At 43.0% G+C, this 17,931-nt stretch carries 16 protein-coding genes; 12 read left to right on the plus strand and 4 right to left on the minus strand.

The features are described from left to right. Positions 1-151: 151 nt before the first annotated feature. Positions 152-2,584, minus strand: a complete 2,433-nt coding sequence (gene ybbP, locus Xish_RS11205; RefSeq protein ID WP_099117927.1) for a putative ABC transporter permease subunit YbbP — start codon at positions 2,582-2,584, stop codon at positions 152-154. After that, the gene (gene ybbA, locus Xish_RS11210) at positions 2,581-3,267 is read right to left on the minus strand and encodes a putative ABC transporter ATP-binding protein YbbA (RefSeq protein ID WP_099117928.1); all 687 of its coding nucleotides are present in this window, start codon (positions 3,265-3,267) and stop codon (positions 2,581-2,583) included. The genes ybbP and ybbA overlap by 4 nt, the downstream gene beginning before the upstream one ends. On the opposite strand from ybbA, the gene tesA reads away from it, so the two are divergent. The 5 genes from tesA to Xish_RS11235 all read left to right on the plus strand — a co-directional run bounded on the left by tesA (position 3,238) and on the right by Xish_RS11235 (position 7,126). Further along, a complete protein-coding gene (gene tesA / locus Xish_RS11215) occupies positions 3,238-3,870 on the plus strand; it encodes a multifunctional acyl-CoA thioesterase I/protease I/lysophospholipase L1 (protein ID WP_208614855.1) in 633 nt (210 codons plus the stop codon). The genes ybbA and tesA overlap by 30 nt on opposite strands. Positions 3,871-3,937: 67 nt before the next feature. Continuing rightward, a complete protein-coding gene (locus Xish_RS11220; protein WP_099117929.1) occupies positions 3,938-4,717 on the plus strand; it encodes an SDR family oxidoreductase in 780 nt (259 codons plus the stop codon). A 71-nt stretch (positions 4,718-4,788) separates the two neighbouring features. Continuing rightward, positions 4,789-5,667, plus strand: coding sequence for a co-chaperone YbbN (locus Xish_RS11225; protein WP_099117930.1), 879 nt, complete (start codon positions 4,789-4,791; stop codon positions 5,665-5,667). Between the two features lie 49 nt (positions 5,668-5,716). Further along, positions 5,717-6,646, plus strand: a complete 930-nt coding sequence (locus tag Xish_RS11230; RefSeq protein ID WP_099117931.1) for an SPFH domain-containing protein — start codon at positions 5,717-5,719, stop codon at positions 6,644-6,646. 18 nt (positions 6,647-6,664) lie between these two features. After that, the gene (locus Xish_RS11235; RefSeq protein ID WP_099117932.1) at positions 6,665-7,126 is read left to right on the plus strand and encodes an NfeD family protein; all 462 of its coding nucleotides are present in this window, start codon (positions 6,665-6,667) and stop codon (positions 7,124-7,126) included. On the opposite strand, the gene cueR is transcribed toward Xish_RS11235, so the two are convergent. After that, a complete protein-coding gene (gene cueR, locus Xish_RS11240) occupies positions 7,117-7,521 on the minus strand; it encodes a Cu(I)-responsive transcriptional regulator (protein ID WP_099117933.1) in 405 nt (134 codons plus the stop codon). The genes Xish_RS11235 and cueR overlap by 10 nt on opposite strands. A gap of 79 nt (positions 7,522-7,600) precedes the next feature. On the opposite strand from cueR, the gene copA reads away from it, so the two are divergent. From copA to Xish_RS11260, 5 genes are all read left to right on the plus strand, one after another. After that, complete coding sequence (copA, locus tag Xish_RS11245; RefSeq protein WP_099117934.1) at positions 7,601-10,354, plus strand: copper-exporting P-type ATPase CopA; 2,754 nt, start codon at positions 7,601-7,603, stop codon at positions 10,352-10,354. Positions 10,355-10,494: 140 nt separating this feature from the next. Continuing rightward, positions 10,495-11,307, plus strand: coding sequence for a TraB/GumN family protein (locus Xish_RS11250; RefSeq protein ID WP_099117935.1), 813 nt, complete (start codon positions 10,495-10,497; stop codon positions 11,305-11,307). Between the two features lie 81 nt (positions 11,308-11,388). After that, positions 11,389-11,865: a Cys-tRNA(Pro)/Cys-tRNA(Cys) deacylase YbaK gene (gene ybaK / locus Xish_RS11255; RefSeq protein ID WP_099117936.1), complete on the plus strand. Its 477-nt coding sequence runs from the start codon at positions 11,389-11,391 to the stop codon at positions 11,863-11,865. Positions 11,866-12,026: 161 nt separating this feature from the next. Then, a complete protein-coding gene (locus Xish_RS18620) occupies positions 12,027-12,194 on the plus strand; it encodes a hypothetical protein (protein WP_167383260.1) in 168 nt (55 codons plus the stop codon). Positions 12,195-12,283: 89 nt separating this feature from the next. After that, positions 12,284-12,589: a hypothetical protein gene (locus Xish_RS11260; protein ID WP_244186010.1), complete on the plus strand. Its 306-nt coding sequence runs from the start codon at positions 12,284-12,286 to the stop codon at positions 12,587-12,589. A gap of 254 nt (positions 12,590-12,843) precedes the next feature. Here the strand turns inward: Xish_RS11260 and ushA are convergent, their stop codons facing one another. Continuing rightward, positions 12,844-14,511 (minus strand): bifunctional UDP-sugar hydrolase/5'-nucleotidase UshA, encoded by a 1,668-nt coding sequence (gene ushA, locus Xish_RS11265; protein WP_099117937.1) that lies wholly within the window; start codon positions 14,509-14,511, stop codon positions 12,844-12,846. A 241-nt stretch (positions 14,512-14,752) separates the two neighbouring features. Here ushA and Xish_RS11270 point away from each other — a divergent pair, with 241 nt between their 5' ends. Beyond that, the gene (locus Xish_RS11270) at positions 14,753-15,970 is read left to right on the plus strand and encodes an MFS transporter (protein ID WP_099117938.1); all 1,218 of its coding nucleotides are present in this window, start codon (positions 14,753-14,755) and stop codon (positions 15,968-15,970) included. 233 nt (positions 15,971-16,203) lie between these two features. Next, a complete protein-coding gene (gene ybaL / locus Xish_RS11275) occupies positions 16,204-17,916 on the plus strand; it encodes a YbaL family putative K(+) efflux transporter (protein ID WP_099117939.1) in 1,713 nt (570 codons plus the stop codon). The last annotated feature ends 15 nt before the right edge of the window (positions 17,917-17,931 follow it).

Raw genomic sequence — 17,931 nt, forward strand, 5'->3', positions numbered from 1 at the left:
AAAAATGAACTGCAATAACGGACAAACAAGGTTGAATCCATCACAATGATGGCTGAGATTGCCGAAACCAAGTTAAGAGAAGAATTTGCCTGATAATATCTGGTCAAATAGATCGCTGATAAACCAAAGAGGTTTATCAGCGGAGTGAAAATTACGCAGGTAAGCGCTGATATTGCCCTTGCCTGCGTAATAGCCTGATTCCTAACCAACCACCACATAATGACAGCAGTAAGCTACTGACGATGGGAAGCTGGAACCACATCTGCCATTGTGGCTGCCACGGAAAACCAAAGACCTGAGTCTGTAACAACCAAAGTGCGATTTCTGCACCAAATGCCGCCGCCAAACCGGCCATAAACCCAAGCAGGGCAAATTCACTCCATAATGTACGCCGCAAAAGTTTTTTGCTCGCGCCCAATGTACGGTATACCACCAATTCAAGTTGTCGTTGGCTCATACCGACCTGAATTTGTGCCAATAACAACAATCCGCCACAAATCATCACCAAAACAACCATGATTTCCAGTGCCTTGCTAACTTGCTGCAAGATGCCTTGTACTTGTTTGAGTATCGAACCGATATCCAGCATACTAACGGTCGGAAAATGGCGGTTAATTTCCGTTAACAGCCTTCCATTTCCTTCATAATGAAAGCTGGTTAACCACATTCTGGGCTGATTTTCCAACGTCTCTTTGGCGAAAATAAAAATGAAATTTGGATTTATGCTCTCCCAATCCACCTTGCGAATACTGCTTACTGTGGCATGAAACGTTCGGGTATCTCCGGTGAATGTGAGCTTATCCCCCAAGTTAATTTGCAACCGTTCAGCAACGCCTTGCTCTATAGAAACTTCGTTTGGTTTTGGCGGCCATGTTCCCGCAATCAAGGTATTAAAAGGCGGCAGTTCTGCCTTCCATGTTAAGTTCAGTTCGCGACGCACGGTAGTACTATTAGGGTGTTTTTCATTCGCCCATTCCAGCGCAGATTGTCCGTTCACTTCCGTCAAACGTGCCAATACCACAGGGTAAAAATCGGTCGGTTTTACCTGATATTTAGCTAATAAGTCATTAACTTGAGCCGTTTGTGGCTGGGTCATGTTAATCAGGAAATAATTAGGGCTATCCGGTGGTAATTGTTGTTGCCATTGGTTCAATAAATCCCCCCTTGCCATAATTAGCAAAGCCAACAACATAAATGACAGGGAAAACGCCGCCAATTGGGTCATGGTCTGAAAGGGACGACACAGTAACCGGTTGACCGCCAGACGCAGGCTTAACTGACGAAACGTTACGCGACGCAGTAGCCATAATCCTCCCCACCCCAGTAACGCCAAAAACAACGCGACAATCGGTACTCCTGCTAACAGTGACCATAACAAAGGCTTAGTGCCTGCCAGTAATACCAGTCCTCCTGTTATTATTAATGCCAGTACAGGCAAATAGTAACGCAATGGCCAGATGGATGCCGTTACATCACTTCTCAATACCCGTGAAGGCTGAGTAGCCATAAGTTGGCGATAAGGACGAGCACCCACTAGTACAGCAATGCCAAACAAGGCCGTTATTGCCCATACCCACGGCCACATTCCTGCTGGCGGTAATATCTTAGGTAGCATTCCTGCCAAAATTCGAATCAATGCAGATTCAAAAGCCACTCCTAAAATGGAACCTACCACTATGGCGGCAAGCAATATCACTAACCATTGTCCAATGATCCATTGACGCAAGGCCCAACGCCCTGCTCCTAATGTTTTCAGGATAGCAATCAGGTTATGTCGGCTACGGCAGTAATGTGCCATGGAAACTGCCATTGCCGCTACAGCAAGCAGTAGTGTCAACAAAGCTGACAGCAGTAAAAATTGCTGGGCGCGCTCAATAGATTGTGCCATGACACCATTATCTTGTTTCAATGTCAGCCAGCGTTGATCCGCTTTTAGTTGCGGTTCAACGAATTGCTGAAATGATTGGATAGCGGCAGGAGAACCCGCAAACATATAACGGTAAGTCAAACGGCTGCCAGGTTGAATCGCTCCGGTTGCCTGAGCATCATCAATATTGACTAAAATTCGGGGAGAAATCTGGAAGGGATTGAAACCGCTGTCAGGCTCTTGCAATAATTCCCCACGAATATGCAGCGTGGTATCTCCCACATCAATATTATCCCCAACCTTGACGCCCAATAGTGTCAACAATCGTGGCGCTACCAACACAGAACCTTTTTCTGGCTTTAACCCACGCGGATTGGTTTCCAGTTCGCCATATAGTGGATAATGCTCATCTGCGGCTTTCACCTGAGCCAGTTGCGGAATATCTCCCGCATATGTCATGGTCGAAAATGAGATTTGGCGACTTAATGTCAATCCCTGTTCTTGTGCCCTTTGCAACCAAGTTTCATCAACGGGATATGAAGCCCTTAAGACAAGATCACCTGCCAGAAAATCACGGCTTTGATAATGCACACTTTGATCAATGCGATCACTGATACGCCCTAATGCCAACACACAGGCCACCGCTAAAGTCAGGGATAACCATACGATCAGGAGAGAGGGGGTACGCCATTCACGCCAAAACCAGCGCCAGATCATGCTTCCTCCCGCAATTTTCCATCTACCAGACGTAAACGACGCTGGCAACGCGCTGCAAGTTGACTATCGTGTGTTACCAAAATCAACGTGGTGGCATAATCATGATTGAGGGAAAACAGCAAATCGGCGATGCGATCCCCTGTCTGGCGATCAAGATTACCCGTTGGTTCATCGGCAAACAGAATCTTGGGGCGGGTACAGAACGCGCGAGCCAAAGCCACCCGCTGCTGTTCTCCCCCCGAAAGTTGGGACGGCATGTGTTTCAGGCGTTTTCCTAACCCCAACAGTTCGAGCAGCTCAATGGATTTTTCGCGACTTTGGTTTTCCGATTCACCACGCAATAGTGCCGGAAGCTGGACATTTTCTAATGCATTCAAAGTAGGGATCAACATAAATGACTGAAAAACAAAACCTACATTTTCTGCCCTTAATTGCGCGCGCTGCTCTTCATTCATACTACTGATATTTTGCCCCAACAGGTGAACCTCTCCTTCGCTGCCATCATCCAATCCGGCAATAATGCCCAAAAGCGTTGATTTGCCGGAACCTGATTCACCAATTAAGGCAATTGTCTGTGCTGGCTCGACAACTAACTCAATACCTTGCAATATATTAATTACCTGTTCCCCTTGACCTACATGTTTAGTGAGATGATGAACTTCAAGAATACTTTCTACAGCCATGTATTTTTCCTTTTATTGTTGGTGCTATGCAGTGCCAGAGCAGTGGCGGCAGATACCCTGCTAATATTAGGTGATAGCCTCAGTGCCGGATATGGTTTGCCAGTTGAGCAATCATGGCCTGCACTGATGGCAAAACAGTGGCAACAAGTCGGCAAAAAAACGGTCATTGTTAACGGCAGTATTAGTGGTAATACCGCAGCACAAGGGCTTGAACGTTTGCCTGAATTATTGAAACAGCACAATCCAAAATGGGTTTTGATAGAGCTTGGTGCGAATGATGGATTGCGTGGTTTTCCCATTCAAAACATAGAACAAGATTTGCAGCAGGGCATTACTTTAATTAAACAAGCCGGCGCACAACCGTTGTTAATGCAAATCCGAATTTCACCTAATTACGGAAAACGATATACCGAATCCTTTGCCAAAATTTATCCTGAGCTTGCTGAACGCAACCAGATTCCTCTGCTGCCATTTTTCATGGAGCGCGTTGCTATCAAACCAGAATGGATGCAAGATGACGGGCTACATCCTAATCAAGCCGCACAGACTTTTATTGCTGATTGGATGTCCAACAAATTGTCGGCATACATCAACTCTCCTTAAGTAAAGAATGTTTCTTAACAGTAAATCATTTATTTCCATAAATTGATGCAGGTGAACAGGTAAAGTTATGCAAAAAACCATTTTTATTACTGGATGTTCTAGTGGGATCGGGTTAGCCGCGGCCAAAACCCTCCACCAGCGTGGTTACCGTGTACTCGCAGCCTGCCGCAAACCCTCTGATTTGGCACATATGCGTGAATTGGGGTTCGAACCCATCGAATTGGATTTAGATGATAAAGAAAGCGTAGAGTGTGCCGCCAGGAAAGTCATCGAATTAACCAACGGTCGTTTGTTTGGGCTATTCAATAATGGGGGATTTGGTGTATACGGCCCATTGGAAAGCATCTCTCGCGAACAGATGGAAAAACAGTTCTCCACCAATTTCTTTGGCACCCACCAACTAACATGCCTGCTACTGCCCGCTATACGCGCTTATGGCGCAGGGAGGATTGTCCAGACCAGTTCTGTTATGGGATTAATCTCAACGCCAGGCCGTGGAGCATATGCCGCCAGTAAATATGCTCTTGAAGCATGGTCAGATGCCTTACGTGGGGAATTGGCAAAAACAGATATTAAGATCAGCCTGATAGAGCCTGGTCCAATCCATACCCGCTTTACTCACAATGTTAATCAAACACAACAGGATCAACCGGTTGAGAATCCAGGCCTTGCCCGTCGTTTCACGCTGATGCCGGAGGATGTCGTCTCTAAACTCATTCATGCGTTGGAAAGCCCCAACCCGAAATTACGCTATTCCGTTACGTTATTGACTCATGTAGTAAAAATGATGCGCCGTCTACTCCCTGAGAGATGGCTCGACAGGATCTTGCGCTGGCAAAGTAAATAGACATTGAAAAACGGACAAACAAGTCTTATTTATTCATGTAATCACCTTACAACGACTCAGAGAAAAATCCCATGGAACCAACCGTGAACACAAACAACAATACTGACCACATCATTGATATTGATGAATTGAATATTGCCCAAGTTGTCCAGCACTCACTTAACCAGCTTGTCGTATTCTACTTCTGGTCTCCACAGGATCTACATTGCCATGAATTAGAAACCACGCTTGATAAAATAGCCCATGAATATGCAGGGCAATTCGCTCTGGCTAAAGTCAATTGTGACCAATTTCCCCATCTCGCGGCACAGTTTGGGGTGCGTGGCTTGCCTACCGTGCTGTTTGTACAAGAAGCTCGCCCTGTTCAGGGTTTTGAAGGCATTCAGACAGATGAAGCTATCAGGAAAATTTTTGCCACTCTTCTTCCTCAAATGGAAAAATCACCATTAGAGCAAGTTAACGAGCTACTTGTAGAAGGTAAGGATCAGGAGGCATTGCCTTTACTGAAAGCAATCCATCAAGAAAATCCGCAAGATACCGAAATTACCCTATTGCTGGCCCAAGTGAACCTTTCACTCAATCATCTTGAAGAGGCCCAAAAAATAATGGATATCATTCCATTAGAAGCACAAGATGAACGCTATCATGAGTTACTTGAAGATCTTAAATCCCAGAAAGAGGCTGCTGATTCACCTGAGATTCGACAATTGCAACAAGAGTTGGCAACTCAGCCAGAAAATGCAGAATTAGCCGTACAACTGGCTTCGAAATTACACGAAGTTGGTCGTAATGAAGAAGCCCTGGAATTGTTATTTAGTTTTCTGAAGAAGGATCTCTCTGCTGCCGATGGTGCAGTGAAAAAAACGATGATGGATATTCTCTCTGCACTAGGTACTGGAGATGTTCTGGCATCTAAATACCGTCGTCATGTATACTCTTTACTCTATTAAGTAAATAAAACTTATATATCCCATAATTAACGTTAATAAGGAAATTGTGATGGATTTACTCTCTTTTGGTGCTGTACCTATTTTAATCGTTATTGCGGTTGCTATCGTTTTTACTTGCGTCAAAACCGTTCCACAAGGTTATCAATGGACTGTTGAGCGCTTTGGACGCTATACCCGTACATTAACGCCTGGCCTGCATATTATCATGCCATTCGTTGATCGTATCGGTCGTAAAATCAATATGATGGAACAGGTTCTGGATATCCCATCGCAGGAAGTTATTTCTCGCGATAATGCCAATGTCACCATTGATGCCGTCTGCTTTATTCAGGTTGTTGATCCCGTGCGTGCTGCCTATGAAGTCAGTAATCTGGAACTGTCTATCATCAACCTGACCATGACCAACTTCCGTACTGTGTTGGGTTCAATGGAACTCGATGAAATGCTGTCTCAACGCGATTCCATCAATAGCCGATTGTTAACAATCGTTGATGAAGCCACTAACCCGTGGGGTGTGAAGATCACGCGTATTGAGATCCGCGATGTACGTCCACCTAAAGAGTTGATCTCGGCAATGAACGCGCAAATGAAAGCAGAGCGTACCAAGCGTGCCGATATTCTTGAGGCAGAAGGTATTCGTCAGGCAGCCATTTTGAAAGCGGAAGGGGAAAAACAGTCGCAAATCCTGAAAGCAGAGGGTGAGCGCCAGTCAGCCTTCCTTCAGGCAGAAGCCCGTGAACGTGCCGCAGAAGCAGAAGCGCGTGCAACCAAAATGGTTTCTGACGCGATTGCGAATGGGGATATGCAGGCAATTAACTACTTCGTTGCCCAAAAATATACTGACGCTCTTACCAATATTGGTGCCTCAAATAACAGCAAAGTTATTATGATGCCACTGGAAGCCAGCAATTTGATGGGCGCTATTGGTGGTATTGCTGAATTAATTACCGAAAGCAAGAAGAGCAAACAGGATAAATAACCATACAGGATAATAACCATGATTGAACAGATTGCTACTCAGCCAGCCTGGTTTTGGCTCTGTTTTGGTGGCCTGCTTCTGATTGCGGAATTACTGGGAACAGGGGGATATCTATTGTGGACAGGAAGTGCAGCCGTCGTTGTTGCCCTGATCACATGGGTTTTCCCTAATATGGGTTGGGAACTGCAAGGCACGCTGTTCGCTGTCTTGACCTTGCTTTCTGTTATTGCATGGCGTAGCTGGCTACGCCATCGCCCACGCCAATCTAGTGATAAATCACTCAATCAGAAAAACTACCAGTTGATTGGATTACGTACCCGTTTAATCACAGATACCGAAAACGGCTTTGGGCGAGTCAAACTGGCTGATGGCAGTTGGCGCGTTCACTGTGACCAAGAGCTTCCAGCCAATACCGAAGTTGAAGTCATCGCCGTTGACGGAATCACATTAAAGGTGAGACCAGTTCCCCATCACCCGTGATGTTTACAGCAGCCAGATAAATGCTCAATGATGGGACAATCAGCCCCATCATCTCCCGGACATTCAGCCACCAATGCCAGTAATTTTTCCTTTATCTTTTGCAATTCCAACATCGTTTTTTCTATTTCTGCCACCTTTTGCAACGTCGCCATTTTTACATCTGCACTGTGACGGTCAGGATTGTGAAATAGTCTCAGCAATTCGCGACACTCCTCCAACGTAAACCCGACTTCTTTCGCCTGACGCAAAAGCATCAGTTCGTCGATGTGCCTTTGCTGATAGTAACGATAGCCATTATCTCCTCGTTTGGGCACAGTAATAAGATCTTTTTCTTCATAAAACCGGATCGCTTTGCTGGTTAAACCGGTCTTACGGGCAATTTCACTGATATTCATAATTTCCCCTTGACCTTCCCCTTGCAGGAAGGTTTAGCCTTAATGATAAGTATATCACTCTGTATCAGGAGATATTTTTATGTCCACAACCACCATTCTCGCCCTTCAAGGCCTGACTTGTATGCATTGTGTCGGCAGGGTCAAAAAAGCTCTGGAAAAAATACCCGGCGTTGAACTGGCAGATGTGAGCCTCAATTATGCCAAAATTATCAGTAATGTTTCATCTGATGAATTGATTGCCGCTATTGTTGCGGAAGATTATCAAGCGAAGATTGCCATCCAACCTGATGTTGTATTACGTTTGTCAGGTTTAAATTGCATGAAATGTGCCGGTAAGACACAAAAAGCATTAGAAACTGTGGAAGGTGTGATCGCCACAGAAGTTGATACCCAAACAGCAAAAATCTATGGTACAGCAGATAGCAGTGCTTTAATTCATGTTGTTGAACAAACCGGATATCACGCTAAATTAGCAACGGAAGCCGATTTCCCAAAAACTGAGCCGCTGGCAATACATGTTCCACAGACTCCGGAGTCTTTGGCAGCGGCAACATCTCCGACTCCGGTAGAAATAACCTCCGTTGATCACAACAACAAAAATGATGCGAGTGATAATAATAGTGACAGTATCCAACTTCTGCTGGATGGCATGAGCTGTGCCAGTTGTGTCAGCAAAGTACAAAACGCCCTGCAATCCGTTGATGGTGTGGAACATGCCAGAGTCAATCTTGCAGAAAGAAGCGCATTGGTCACAGGTCATGCATCACCAAACGCCTTAGTTGAAGCTGTGCTCAAGGCGGGTTATGGCGCTGAGGTTATTCAGGATGAAACAGAGCGTCGTGAACGCCAACAACAAGTGGCACAAGCGAATATGCGCCGTTTTCGCTGGCAATCAGCCCTTGCGCTAGTGGTTGGAGTGCCTGTCATGGTGTGGGGAATGATAGGCGACAATATGATACTTACACCAGCAAACCATGCCATTTGGCTAACGATTGGTTTGATAACACTGGTTGTCATGGTATTTGCAGGCGGACATTTTTATCGCAATGCGTGGCAAAGCCTAAAAAATGGCAGTGCAACAATGGATACCCTTGTCGCTCTGGGTACTGGTGTAGCGTGGCTTTATTCAATTAGCGTCAATTTATGGCCAGACATTTTTCCTCCCCAAGCTCGTCATCTTTATTATGAAGCCAGTGCCATGATCATCGGTTTGATCAATCTTGGCCATGCCTTGGAACAACGCGCTCGCCAACGCTCTTCCAAAGCCCTTGAGCGATTATTGGATCTAACACCACCAACAGCGCGGATAGTTACTACTGAAGGTGAAAAAACAGTGCCACTGACCGATGTGATGCCCAATATGATATTGCGCCTGACAACAGGAGAACGTGTGCCGGTCGATGGTGAAATTATTCAAGGTACAGTTTGGTTGGATGAAGCCATGCTGACAGGTGAACCCATTCCTCAGCAGAAAACAACCGGCGATACCGTCCATGCCGGCACCGTAGTTCAGGATGGTAAGGTATTGTTTAAAGCTAATGCAGTTGGCAGCCAAACAACCTTGGCACGTATTATCAAACTAGTTCGTCAGGCACAAAGTAGTAAACCTGAAATCGGCCAATTGGCCGATAAAATATCATCAATATTCGTGCCTATTGTCGTTGCAATCGCCCTGATCGCTGGTGCAATTTGGTATTTTGTCGGCCCCGCCCCACAAGTCATGTATGCACTGGTTATCATGACCACGGTTTTGATTATCGCCTGTCCTTGTGCTCTTGGGCTGGCAACCCCCATGTCCATCATTTCTGGGGTGGGAAGGGCTGCCGAATTCGGGGTATTGGTGCGTGATGCTGATGCCCTGCAACATGCCAGCCAATTGGATACGATTGTTTTCGACAAAACCGGCACTTTAACGGAAGGTATGCCACAGGTGACAGCGATCCATACCTTTAATGGTTTCACCGAAGAGCAAGTATTGCTATGGGCTGGTGCCTTGGAAAATGGTTCAAATCACCCTCTGGCAAAGGCCATTTTGCTGAAAGTAGCAGGACAAAAATTACCCGACTTGCAAACATTCCGTACCCTCGCAGGATTGGGTGTTAAAGGAGAAATTGGAGACGTCACGCTACTATTGGGGAATCAACAATTACTTGAACAATATCAAATTGAAACAGCAGAATTAAAGCCACTTGTTGCGACACAGGCAGAAAAAGGCATCACTCCCGTTATCCTGTCAGCTAATGGGCAAATCGCTGCCCTGTTTTCCATCCACGATCCCTTGCGCCAAGACACGGTTTCTGCCCTGCAACGCTTACATCACCAAGGTTACCGTTTGGTTATGTTAACAGGGGACAACTCGACTACGGCGAATGCTATCGCACAAGAAGCAGGTATTGACCAAGTTATTGCCGGTGTTCTACCTGATGGCAAAGCAGCAGCTATTCAGGCACTTCAATCAGAAGGCAAAAAAGTGGCGATGGTTGGTGATGGCATTAATGATGCTCCTGCATTGGCGCAAGCGGATGTCGGCATTGCGATGGGAGGCGGCAGTGATATCGCTATAGAAACTGCAACAATTACCCTGATGCGCCAAAGTTTGCATGGGGTTGCTGATGCAGTTGAATTATCTCGCGGCACATTGCGTAATATGAAGCAAAACCTATTTGGGGCATTTGTCTACAATACCTTGGGCATTCCAATTGCAGCCGGCATTTTATACCCTTTCACGGGCACTTTATTAAACCCTGTCGTTGCAGGAGCCGCCATGGCGCTGTCTTCTATTACTGTCGTCAGTAATGCCAATCGCTTATTGCGCTTCAAGCCTAAATCCTGACTGAATATCAGAAAATTTTATTTTCCCCATGAAAAGCTAAACATGTTCCGTTTAGCTTTTCATCCTGCACTTTTCCCTCTTTCTTGTTGGCTATGAACAGGTTAGCATACTGCCTAATGTCAGCTATTGGAGTATGCAATATGGGAAAATTAATGACATATTTCAGTAATATATTGGGATTCAATTCCCAACGGCATTATCCCTATCCTGCTTTTGACATCAATTTAAATAAAAACAAACAGCTACATATTGTTGGCAGCATTCATATGGGTACTAAAAATATGTGCCCACTTTCTGAGGTATTGCTGGAGCAATTAGCGCAAGCAGATGCGCTGATTGTCGAAGCAGATATCACTCAGGCTAATAGTCCTTTCAAGGAAACGTTTCCTGAGCAGATCCCGTTGTCACAACGTTTATCGCCCGAAAATTTTGATTGTTTACAACGTTATTGCCAAGAAATTCAACATGCTGTCACACTGCTGGATCCGTTATCATCATGGCAGATTGCATTAATATTACAGACTGCTCAAGCCCAATATTTAGGGCTACACTCTCAATATGGTATCGATTATCAATTATTGAACAGCGCAAAAGCGATCAATAAACCCATTATCGAGTTGGAAGGAACTGATGCACAAGTTAACCTTCTCACCAATTTGCCAAACGGGGGGATCTCTTTATTAGAAGATACCATTGTCCATTGGCATACCAATGCCCGTGCTTTACAAACTATGATTAGTTGGTGGATGAATTACAAATCTGAGAAACAAAATCAGGTAATACCAATGACATTCTGCGAAGAGATTTATCAAACCCTAATGTCTGAACGCAACCGTCAATGGAGTGAGCAATTACATCGTTTACCGGCAGGAAAATATTTGGTTGCAGTAGGCGCCTTACACCTTCACGGCGAGAATAACTTACGGCAGATGTTGGTAAAACCACAAACATAGTAGCTTCATTTGCCTGTTTCATTCGAAAATCCCCATTTATTACAGATAAGCAGTTATAAATTGATCGTTATAGGAAAAAATATGACTCCCGCTGTTATCTTGCTAGAAAAACAAAAAATTAATTTCAAACTTCACTCTTATGTCCACGATGTTAATGAACATAATTTTGGTGATGAAGTGGTGAAAAAACTCGGTTTAGATGCCAATCAGGTTTTTAAGACATTGTTGGTTTCTTTAAATGGCGATCCCAAAAATCTTGCTGTCGCTGTGACCCCTGTCTCAGGGCAACTCGATTTGAAAAAGGTGGCTAAAGTTTTCAAGGCCAAGAAAGCAGATATGGCTGAACCCCAACTGGCACAAAAGGTAACGGGTTATTTAGTGGGTGGCATTAGCCCATTAGGGCAAAAAAAACGTCTACCTACTGTGATTGACAGTCAGGCACAAACCTTGCCAACTCTATTTATTTCTGGTGGAAAACGTGGTTTAGATATTGAATTGTCCCCCACAGATTTATGCCGATTACTTAACTGTTCATTTGCTGAAATTGCTAAATTTTGAAAATTGATTGCAACTCCCGTTGAATTTTTTCGAGCTGGCTCTGTTTTCTTTAAAACAGGGCCTTGTGATAAGTAATAATGCCGATATACTTTCCTCACAGCGCAAAAATCATTAATTACCATTTCAATTAACTTAGTTTATTTAAATAGAAGAGGAATAAAATGGCCACCTCATCATTTTTTAGACAAATGGTTATCACTGATCCAAAAGCAATTAAAATGCTTAGAAGGGCTAATAGAAGAAAACCAAAGGATGATTTTGAAAAAATAGATTTTGAAGCAGAGCAAAAGGAGGCAATAGAGATATTAAAACGAAAATTCTTACTCTAAGAAAGATATTATCAGATTTTGGTAATGACCGGACAGAAAAATATTTACTCTCCTTTTCCTGTCCCAAAAATCGCGATGTAGAGTCATTTTTGCATTTGAAATCAATTAGATTCGAACAAGCTGATGTAACCAGGACTTATCTTATCCTGGATGATAATGGTTTGATTCTTGCTTATTTCTCATTAACCTTTAAGGAGTTATTAGTAAACAATTTTGCTATTTCAAAAACCAAAATAAAAAAACTTAATGGTATCAGTAAAAATGCTAACACAATAAAAGTTTACTTGATTGGCCAAGTAGCTAAAAATTTTTCATTAAATGAAAATCCAATAGGATTTAAAGATATTTTTCTTTACGCAAAGAATATCATTAACATTTCAAAAACATTAATTTGAGGAAGGATTATTGCATTAGAGTGTGAAAATACCCCTCAACTCATAGCGTTATATATGAAACATGGACTTGAAAAACTACCAACCAAAGGAGAAAATAATTCATTAATTACTATGCTATTTAATAATTAGATTATTATTAATCTTTAACCGTTCCTATTATAGATTATGCATAACATTTCTTATTGATAATAAACAAAAGACCATCTGTCTTTTAGATGGTCTTTTTATGCAGATAACTAACAACAATCTATTGTTCAGTTGTTATTATTTATACGAATCTCACCTTTCGGTTCATAATCAGAGTCTTTTAATGGAGAGTGTTTTTCAATATATCCTTTCAATACTTCAGCATCGACAAACCCCGTATCAACATAACCAGGCAAATTATCAATCCGTGGATAACCATCTCCTCCAATCGCGTTAAAGTTCAACGTCGCCATACGATAAGTTTTATTTGAATCCAATGGCTTACCACCAATTTTTACATCACTGATATCCTTACCATTCTTCACAAAACTCACATTATAAAACTGCCCATAGGCGCCAGAATCCTTTTCCATATTTGCAACAGCCGTCAAATACGGCAAAACTTCGCTACCTTTGAAATCTACATAAGCCAGTTGGTTAGCAAATGGATGAACTTTCAGGACATCTTTGTAAGTAATATCTCCTGCTTCAATTGAATCACGAATTCCACCACCGCTCATTACTGCAAAATCAGCGTTTGTTCGTTCCATCTGGGCAGCCAATACAAGATGTGCCATATTTGTTTGAACGAAACGTACCTTATTGCGATCACCTTCTAATTTTTTATCTACTGAACCTATTTTTACATTAAGTATCCGGCTGCCCTTATCCTGATAAGGTGTCAGCAAATTGAGCATTTCAGGATTTTGTTTAATTTCATGCGTATAGTAAACACGCTCCGTACTCCCATCTTCTTTGGTCACTTTTTTCTTTAAATTAATAGGGATCAATTGATAATGAACCAGCTTGAATTCACCATTACGGAATTGAAAATCAGCCCGTCCTACGTATTTCCCCCACTCATGAGCCTGAACAATCCATGTGCCATTTTGGCGATCGGGAGCACAAGGTGTACCTGGAACATAATCCACTTGTTTATAGTTCTTATTCTCCGCAGACATACACACCGGATCTTGTGAATGTCCACCCACGATCATATTCAAATAACCCGCAGGCAGGCTGCGTGCCATTTCAACATCTCCCGGTGCATTCGTGCCATGATGACCATCGTCATAGTGTCCCATATGGGTTGCCGCAATAATCACGTCTGGCTTTTCATTCTTTTTCAGCTCTTCGATAACTTTTTTGGCTTCTTCAGCAGGAACGTGGAATTCAACATCCGGAAAATTAGCTGGATTACCTATTTTCGCAGTATCATCGGTTGTCAGGCCAAGAACAGCTATTTTCACGCCTTGTTTATCAAAAATGACATATGGCTTAAATAGACGCTTACCTGTACTGGTTTGGTAAATATTGGCAGAGAGAAATGGAAAATTTGCCCATTTTTGTTGCTGGTACAAGACATTCAGAGGCTTATCAAATTCATGGTTTCCTAATGCCATTGCATCATATCCCACCAGATTCATGCCCTTAAAATCGGGCTCAGCATCTTGCATATCCGATTCCGGTACGCCAGTGTTAATGTCACCACCTGACAATAACAATACGCTCCCCCCTTTCTTGGCAACCTCCTGACGAATGGAATCTACCACCGTTTTTTGGGCTGCCAAACCATACTCACCATAATCGTTATGCCAGAAGTGACCATGATGATCATTAGTATGCAAGATGGTAATGTCATAGGTTTTATCTTTTTCCCAGGCGTTTGCAATTAGCGGTGCCAATGATAGAGAAACAGCAAGGGCACATACTGACGCTTTAAATGATAATTTCATGGGATATCTCCATGTACTTTAAAATTCTATTGGTTATATGTTAGTGATGATTCACTCCTTTCAAGCCGCGGCTTAAAAGATGTCACCTTTTTGAAATTGCGGTCAAATTATATAGATATAAATAAAAATTTTGTGAATTATCTAAGATGTATTATGGTGTGAAAATTAAACAGTGACTCAACAAGCCTAAAAAAACTCCCCTACACACTTTGTTGATAATGACATTGATAAGCGAATAAATATGAGTGAAAAAAGTAAAACAACCTCTTTTCCAACATCACCAACAAAAACACATCAGACAGTTTTTTCAATTCTTGGTGCCATCAGCTTATCCCATATGCTGAATGATATGATTCAATCGTTGATTCTGGCTATTTATCCACTGCTGCAATCTGAATTCAGCCTCAGTTTTATTCAGGTTGGAATGATAACGCTGACCTATCAAGTAACAGCATCCTTATTGCAGCCTCTTATCGGTTTGTATACTGATAAACATCCACAGCCCTATTCACTGCCTATCGGTATGGGATTTACTCTATCTGGTTTGCTTCTATTAGCTTATGCTGAAAGTTTTTCAATTATCTTAATAGCCGCCGCACTGGTCGGTACAGGATCATCCGTTTTTCATCCAGAATCGTCACGAGTCGCGCGCATGGCTTCAGGTGGACGTCATGGTCTGGCACAATCTTTATTTCAAGTAGGGGGAAATTTAGGGAGTTCATTGGGTCCACTGTTAGCCGCTATTTTCATTGCGCCTTACGGCAAAGGAAACGTCGGTTGGTTTTCCCTGACAGCATTGTTAGCTATCGTAATCCTCTTGCAAGTCAGCCAGTGGTATAAGGTGCAGCATCGGGTTATAACCCCGCTGTCTTCTCGTGCTAATTCCCTGCCAAAGCTGCCTAGAAAAACTATCATAAATTCTTTTGCCATTCTTCTGTTACTGGTTTTCTCCAAGTATTTTTACCTAACCAGTATCAGTAGCTACTACACTTTTTACTTGATACAGAAATTTGGCTTATCAGTGCAAAATGCCCAGATCCACCTATTTATATTTTTATTTGCCGTAGCGGCAGGTACCCTGATTGGGGGGCCCGTTGGAGATAAGATAGGTCGGAAATATGTCATTTGGGGTTCAATTCTTGGTGTTGCACCTTTTACCCTGTTGTTACCTTATGCCTCCTTATGCTGGACAAGCATATTAACGGTTATTATTGGCATCATATTGGCCTCTGCATTTTCTGCTATTTTAGTCTATGCCCAAGAGCTTATTCCCGGCAAAACAGGCATGATTGCAGGTCTGTTCTTTGGCCTGGCTTTTGGTATGGGTGGTATCGGGGCTGCCGTACTTGGTTATGTTGCAGATAAAACCAGTATAGAATTGGTTTACAAAATTTGTGCTTTTCTACCACTTCTTGGTATTTTTACGCTATTCTTGCCAAATATAGAAAAGAACACTTAAAAAAGATAAGAAAAACCCCGAATAAGCATCATGTTTATGATGCTCTTTTTCTTTGTAAACTAGCGTAAATAATGGCAATGTATACATAAAATTACATTAAAATAGTATTTATGTAGATCATTCTCTTTTTTACCACTCAATATATTTCTTTATAACCTTTAATTATTTATAAAATATATTATTACCTCACCTAACTACAAAATTTATATACTCGCTACCCAGAAGGAGCCTTGATGGAGCATTCGACACCTCTTATCACGACCATTGTTGGCGGTTTTGTTCTTGCCTATCTGTTTGGCATGCTTGCGCAACGCCTGAGGATCTCACCTCTGGTAGGATACCTCGTAGCAGGTGTACTAGCGGGTCCTTTTACTCCTGGTTTTGTTGCCGATACATCTTTAGCTCCAGAGCTGTCAGAAATTGGCGTGATCTTACTGATGTTTGGTGTCGGTCTACATTTTTCACTTAAGGATTTGTTAGCCGTCAAATCAATTGCCATTCCCGGTGCTATCGCCCAAATTGCAGTTGCAACCTTATTAGGCACTGGATTATCAATGCTACTTGATTGGGGATTGCTCAACGGTATTGTATTTGGGCTTTGCCTGTCTACCGCCAGCACGGTGGTATTACTCAGGGCACTAGAAGAACGACAGCTCGTTGATAGTCATAGAGGACAAATTGCCATTGGTTGGTTAATTGTTGAAGATCTGGCTATGGTGCTGACGTTAGTCCTGCTTCCCGCCGCAGCCGGAATTATGGATAACCAAAACGCCAATATGGGTCAATTGCTGTTAAAGATATCTCTCACAGTTGGAAAAGTTGTTGTCTTTATTTTGTTGATGATTTTCGTCGGACGGCGTGTCATTCCCTGGTTACTGGCGAAAACTGCTGGGACAGGCTCCCGTGAACTATTTACACTGGCTGTACTTGCCATTGCACTAGGTGTTGCTTATGGTGCAGTGACATTATTTGATGCTTCATTTGCCCTCGGTGCCTTCTTCGCAGGTATGGTACTGAATGAATCAGAATTAAGTCATCGGGCTGCGCAAGACACTTTACCGTTAAGGGATGCTTTCGCGGTTCTTTTCTTCGTTTCCGTTGGCATGCTGTTTGATCCTATGGTCTTACTCCAACAGCCTCTGGCAATTTTAGGAACCCTTGCCATTATTATCATTGGCAAATCATTAGCTGCCATGCTACTGGTCAGAATGTTTGGGCATTCACGACGCACAGCTTTAACCATTTCAGCCAGTCTCGCCCAAATTGGTGAATTTGCCTTTATTCTCGCTGGGCTTGGTGTCACGCTGGGATTCTTGGATGGGGAAGCCCGTAACCTTGTACTGGCTGGTGCCATCATTTCAATCATGCTGAATCCTGTTCTATTCAGTTTACTGGATCGCTATTTGGAAAAAACAGAAACCATCGAAGAACAATTACTCGAAGAAACATTGGAAGAAGAAACCCAAATTCCTGTCGATATTTGTGGTCACGCTATTGTCGTGGGTTATGGCCGAGTGGGAAATCAGCTTTGTCAGCGTTTACAAGAAAAAAATTTTCCCGTCGTGGTGATTGAAGATACACGCGCCCGCTTTGAAGAGTTAGGCGAAATGGGTATCAGTGCCGTAATAGGTAATGCCGTCAATAAAGAGATTATGGCTCTGGCAAGGCTCGATTGTGCTTGTATTTTATTCCTGACAATCCCCAATGGTTATGAATCTGGTGAAATTGTTGCGAATGTCAGAGAAATCAGGCCAGATATCAATATCATTGTTCGAGCACATTATGATGATGAAGTTACTTACATTACGGAGCGCGGCACTAACCACATTATCATTGGTGAACATGAAATAGCACGGGCAATGGCTGATGCATTACCTGAATATGAAGAAGGTTGTCCAATAGAGCCACCATCAGTTCATTCGCCAGCGCGCCTATCATCAACATAACTTACGAGCCAAAAG

This window comes from Xenorhabdus ishibashii, assembly GCF_002632755.1.
In the GTDB taxonomy this organism is placed as follows: Bacteria; Pseudomonadota; Gammaproteobacteria; order Enterobacterales; family Enterobacteriaceae; genus Xenorhabdus; species Xenorhabdus ishibashii.

Bases quoted from the DNA above. Each gene is read 5' to 3' on its own strand.
- cueR (WP_099117933.1), bottom strand. From the start codon at position 7,521: ATGAATATCAGTGAAATTGCCCGTAAGACCGGTTTAACCAGCAAAGCG.
- Xish_RS11250 (WP_099117935.1), top strand. From the start codon at position 10,495: ATGGGAAAATTAATGACATATTTCAGTAATATATTGGGATTCAATTCC.
- ybaK (WP_099117936.1), top strand. From the start codon at position 11,389: ATGACTCCCGCTGTTATCTTGCTAGAAAAACAAAAAATTAATTTCAAA.
- copA (WP_099117934.1), top strand. From the start codon at position 7,601: ATGTCCACAACCACCATTCTCGCCCTTCAAGGCCTGACTTGTATGCAT.
- ushA (WP_099117937.1), bottom strand. From the start codon at position 14,511: ATGAAATTATCATTTAAAGCGTCAGTATGTGCCCTTGCTGTTTCTCTA.
- Xish_RS11220 (WP_099117929.1), top strand. From the start codon at position 3,938: ATGCAAAAAACCATTTTTATTACTGGATGTTCTAGTGGGATCGGGTTA.
- Xish_RS11225 (WP_099117930.1), top strand. From the start codon at position 4,789: ATGGAACCAACCGTGAACACAAACAACAATACTGACCACATCATTGAT.
- ybbA (WP_099117928.1), bottom strand. From the start codon at position 3,267: ATGGCTGTAGAAAGTATTCTTGAAGTTCATCATCTCACTAAACATGTA.
- Xish_RS11235 (WP_099117932.1), top strand. From the start codon at position 6,665: ATGATTGAACAGATTGCTACTCAGCCAGCCTGGTTTTGGCTCTGTTTT.
- Xish_RS11270 (WP_099117938.1), top strand. From the start codon at position 14,753: ATGAGTGAAAAAAGTAAAACAACCTCTTTTCCAACATCACCAACAAAA.
- Xish_RS18620 (WP_167383260.1), top strand. From the start codon at position 12,027: ATGGCCACCTCATCATTTTTTAGACAAATGGTTATCACTGATCCAAAA.
- tesA (WP_208614855.1), top strand. From the start codon at position 3,238: ATGAACTTCAAGAATACTTTCTACAGCCATGTATTTTTCCTTTTATTG.
- ybaL (WP_099117939.1), top strand. From the start codon at position 16,204: ATGGAGCATTCGACACCTCTTATCACGACCATTGTTGGCGGTTTTGTT.
- ybbP (WP_099117927.1), bottom strand. From the start codon at position 2,584: ATGATCTGGCGCTGGTTTTGGCGTGAATGGCGTACCCCCTCTCTCCTG.
- Xish_RS11230 (WP_099117931.1), top strand. From the start codon at position 5,717: ATGGATTTACTCTCTTTTGGTGCTGTACCTATTTTAATCGTTATTGCG.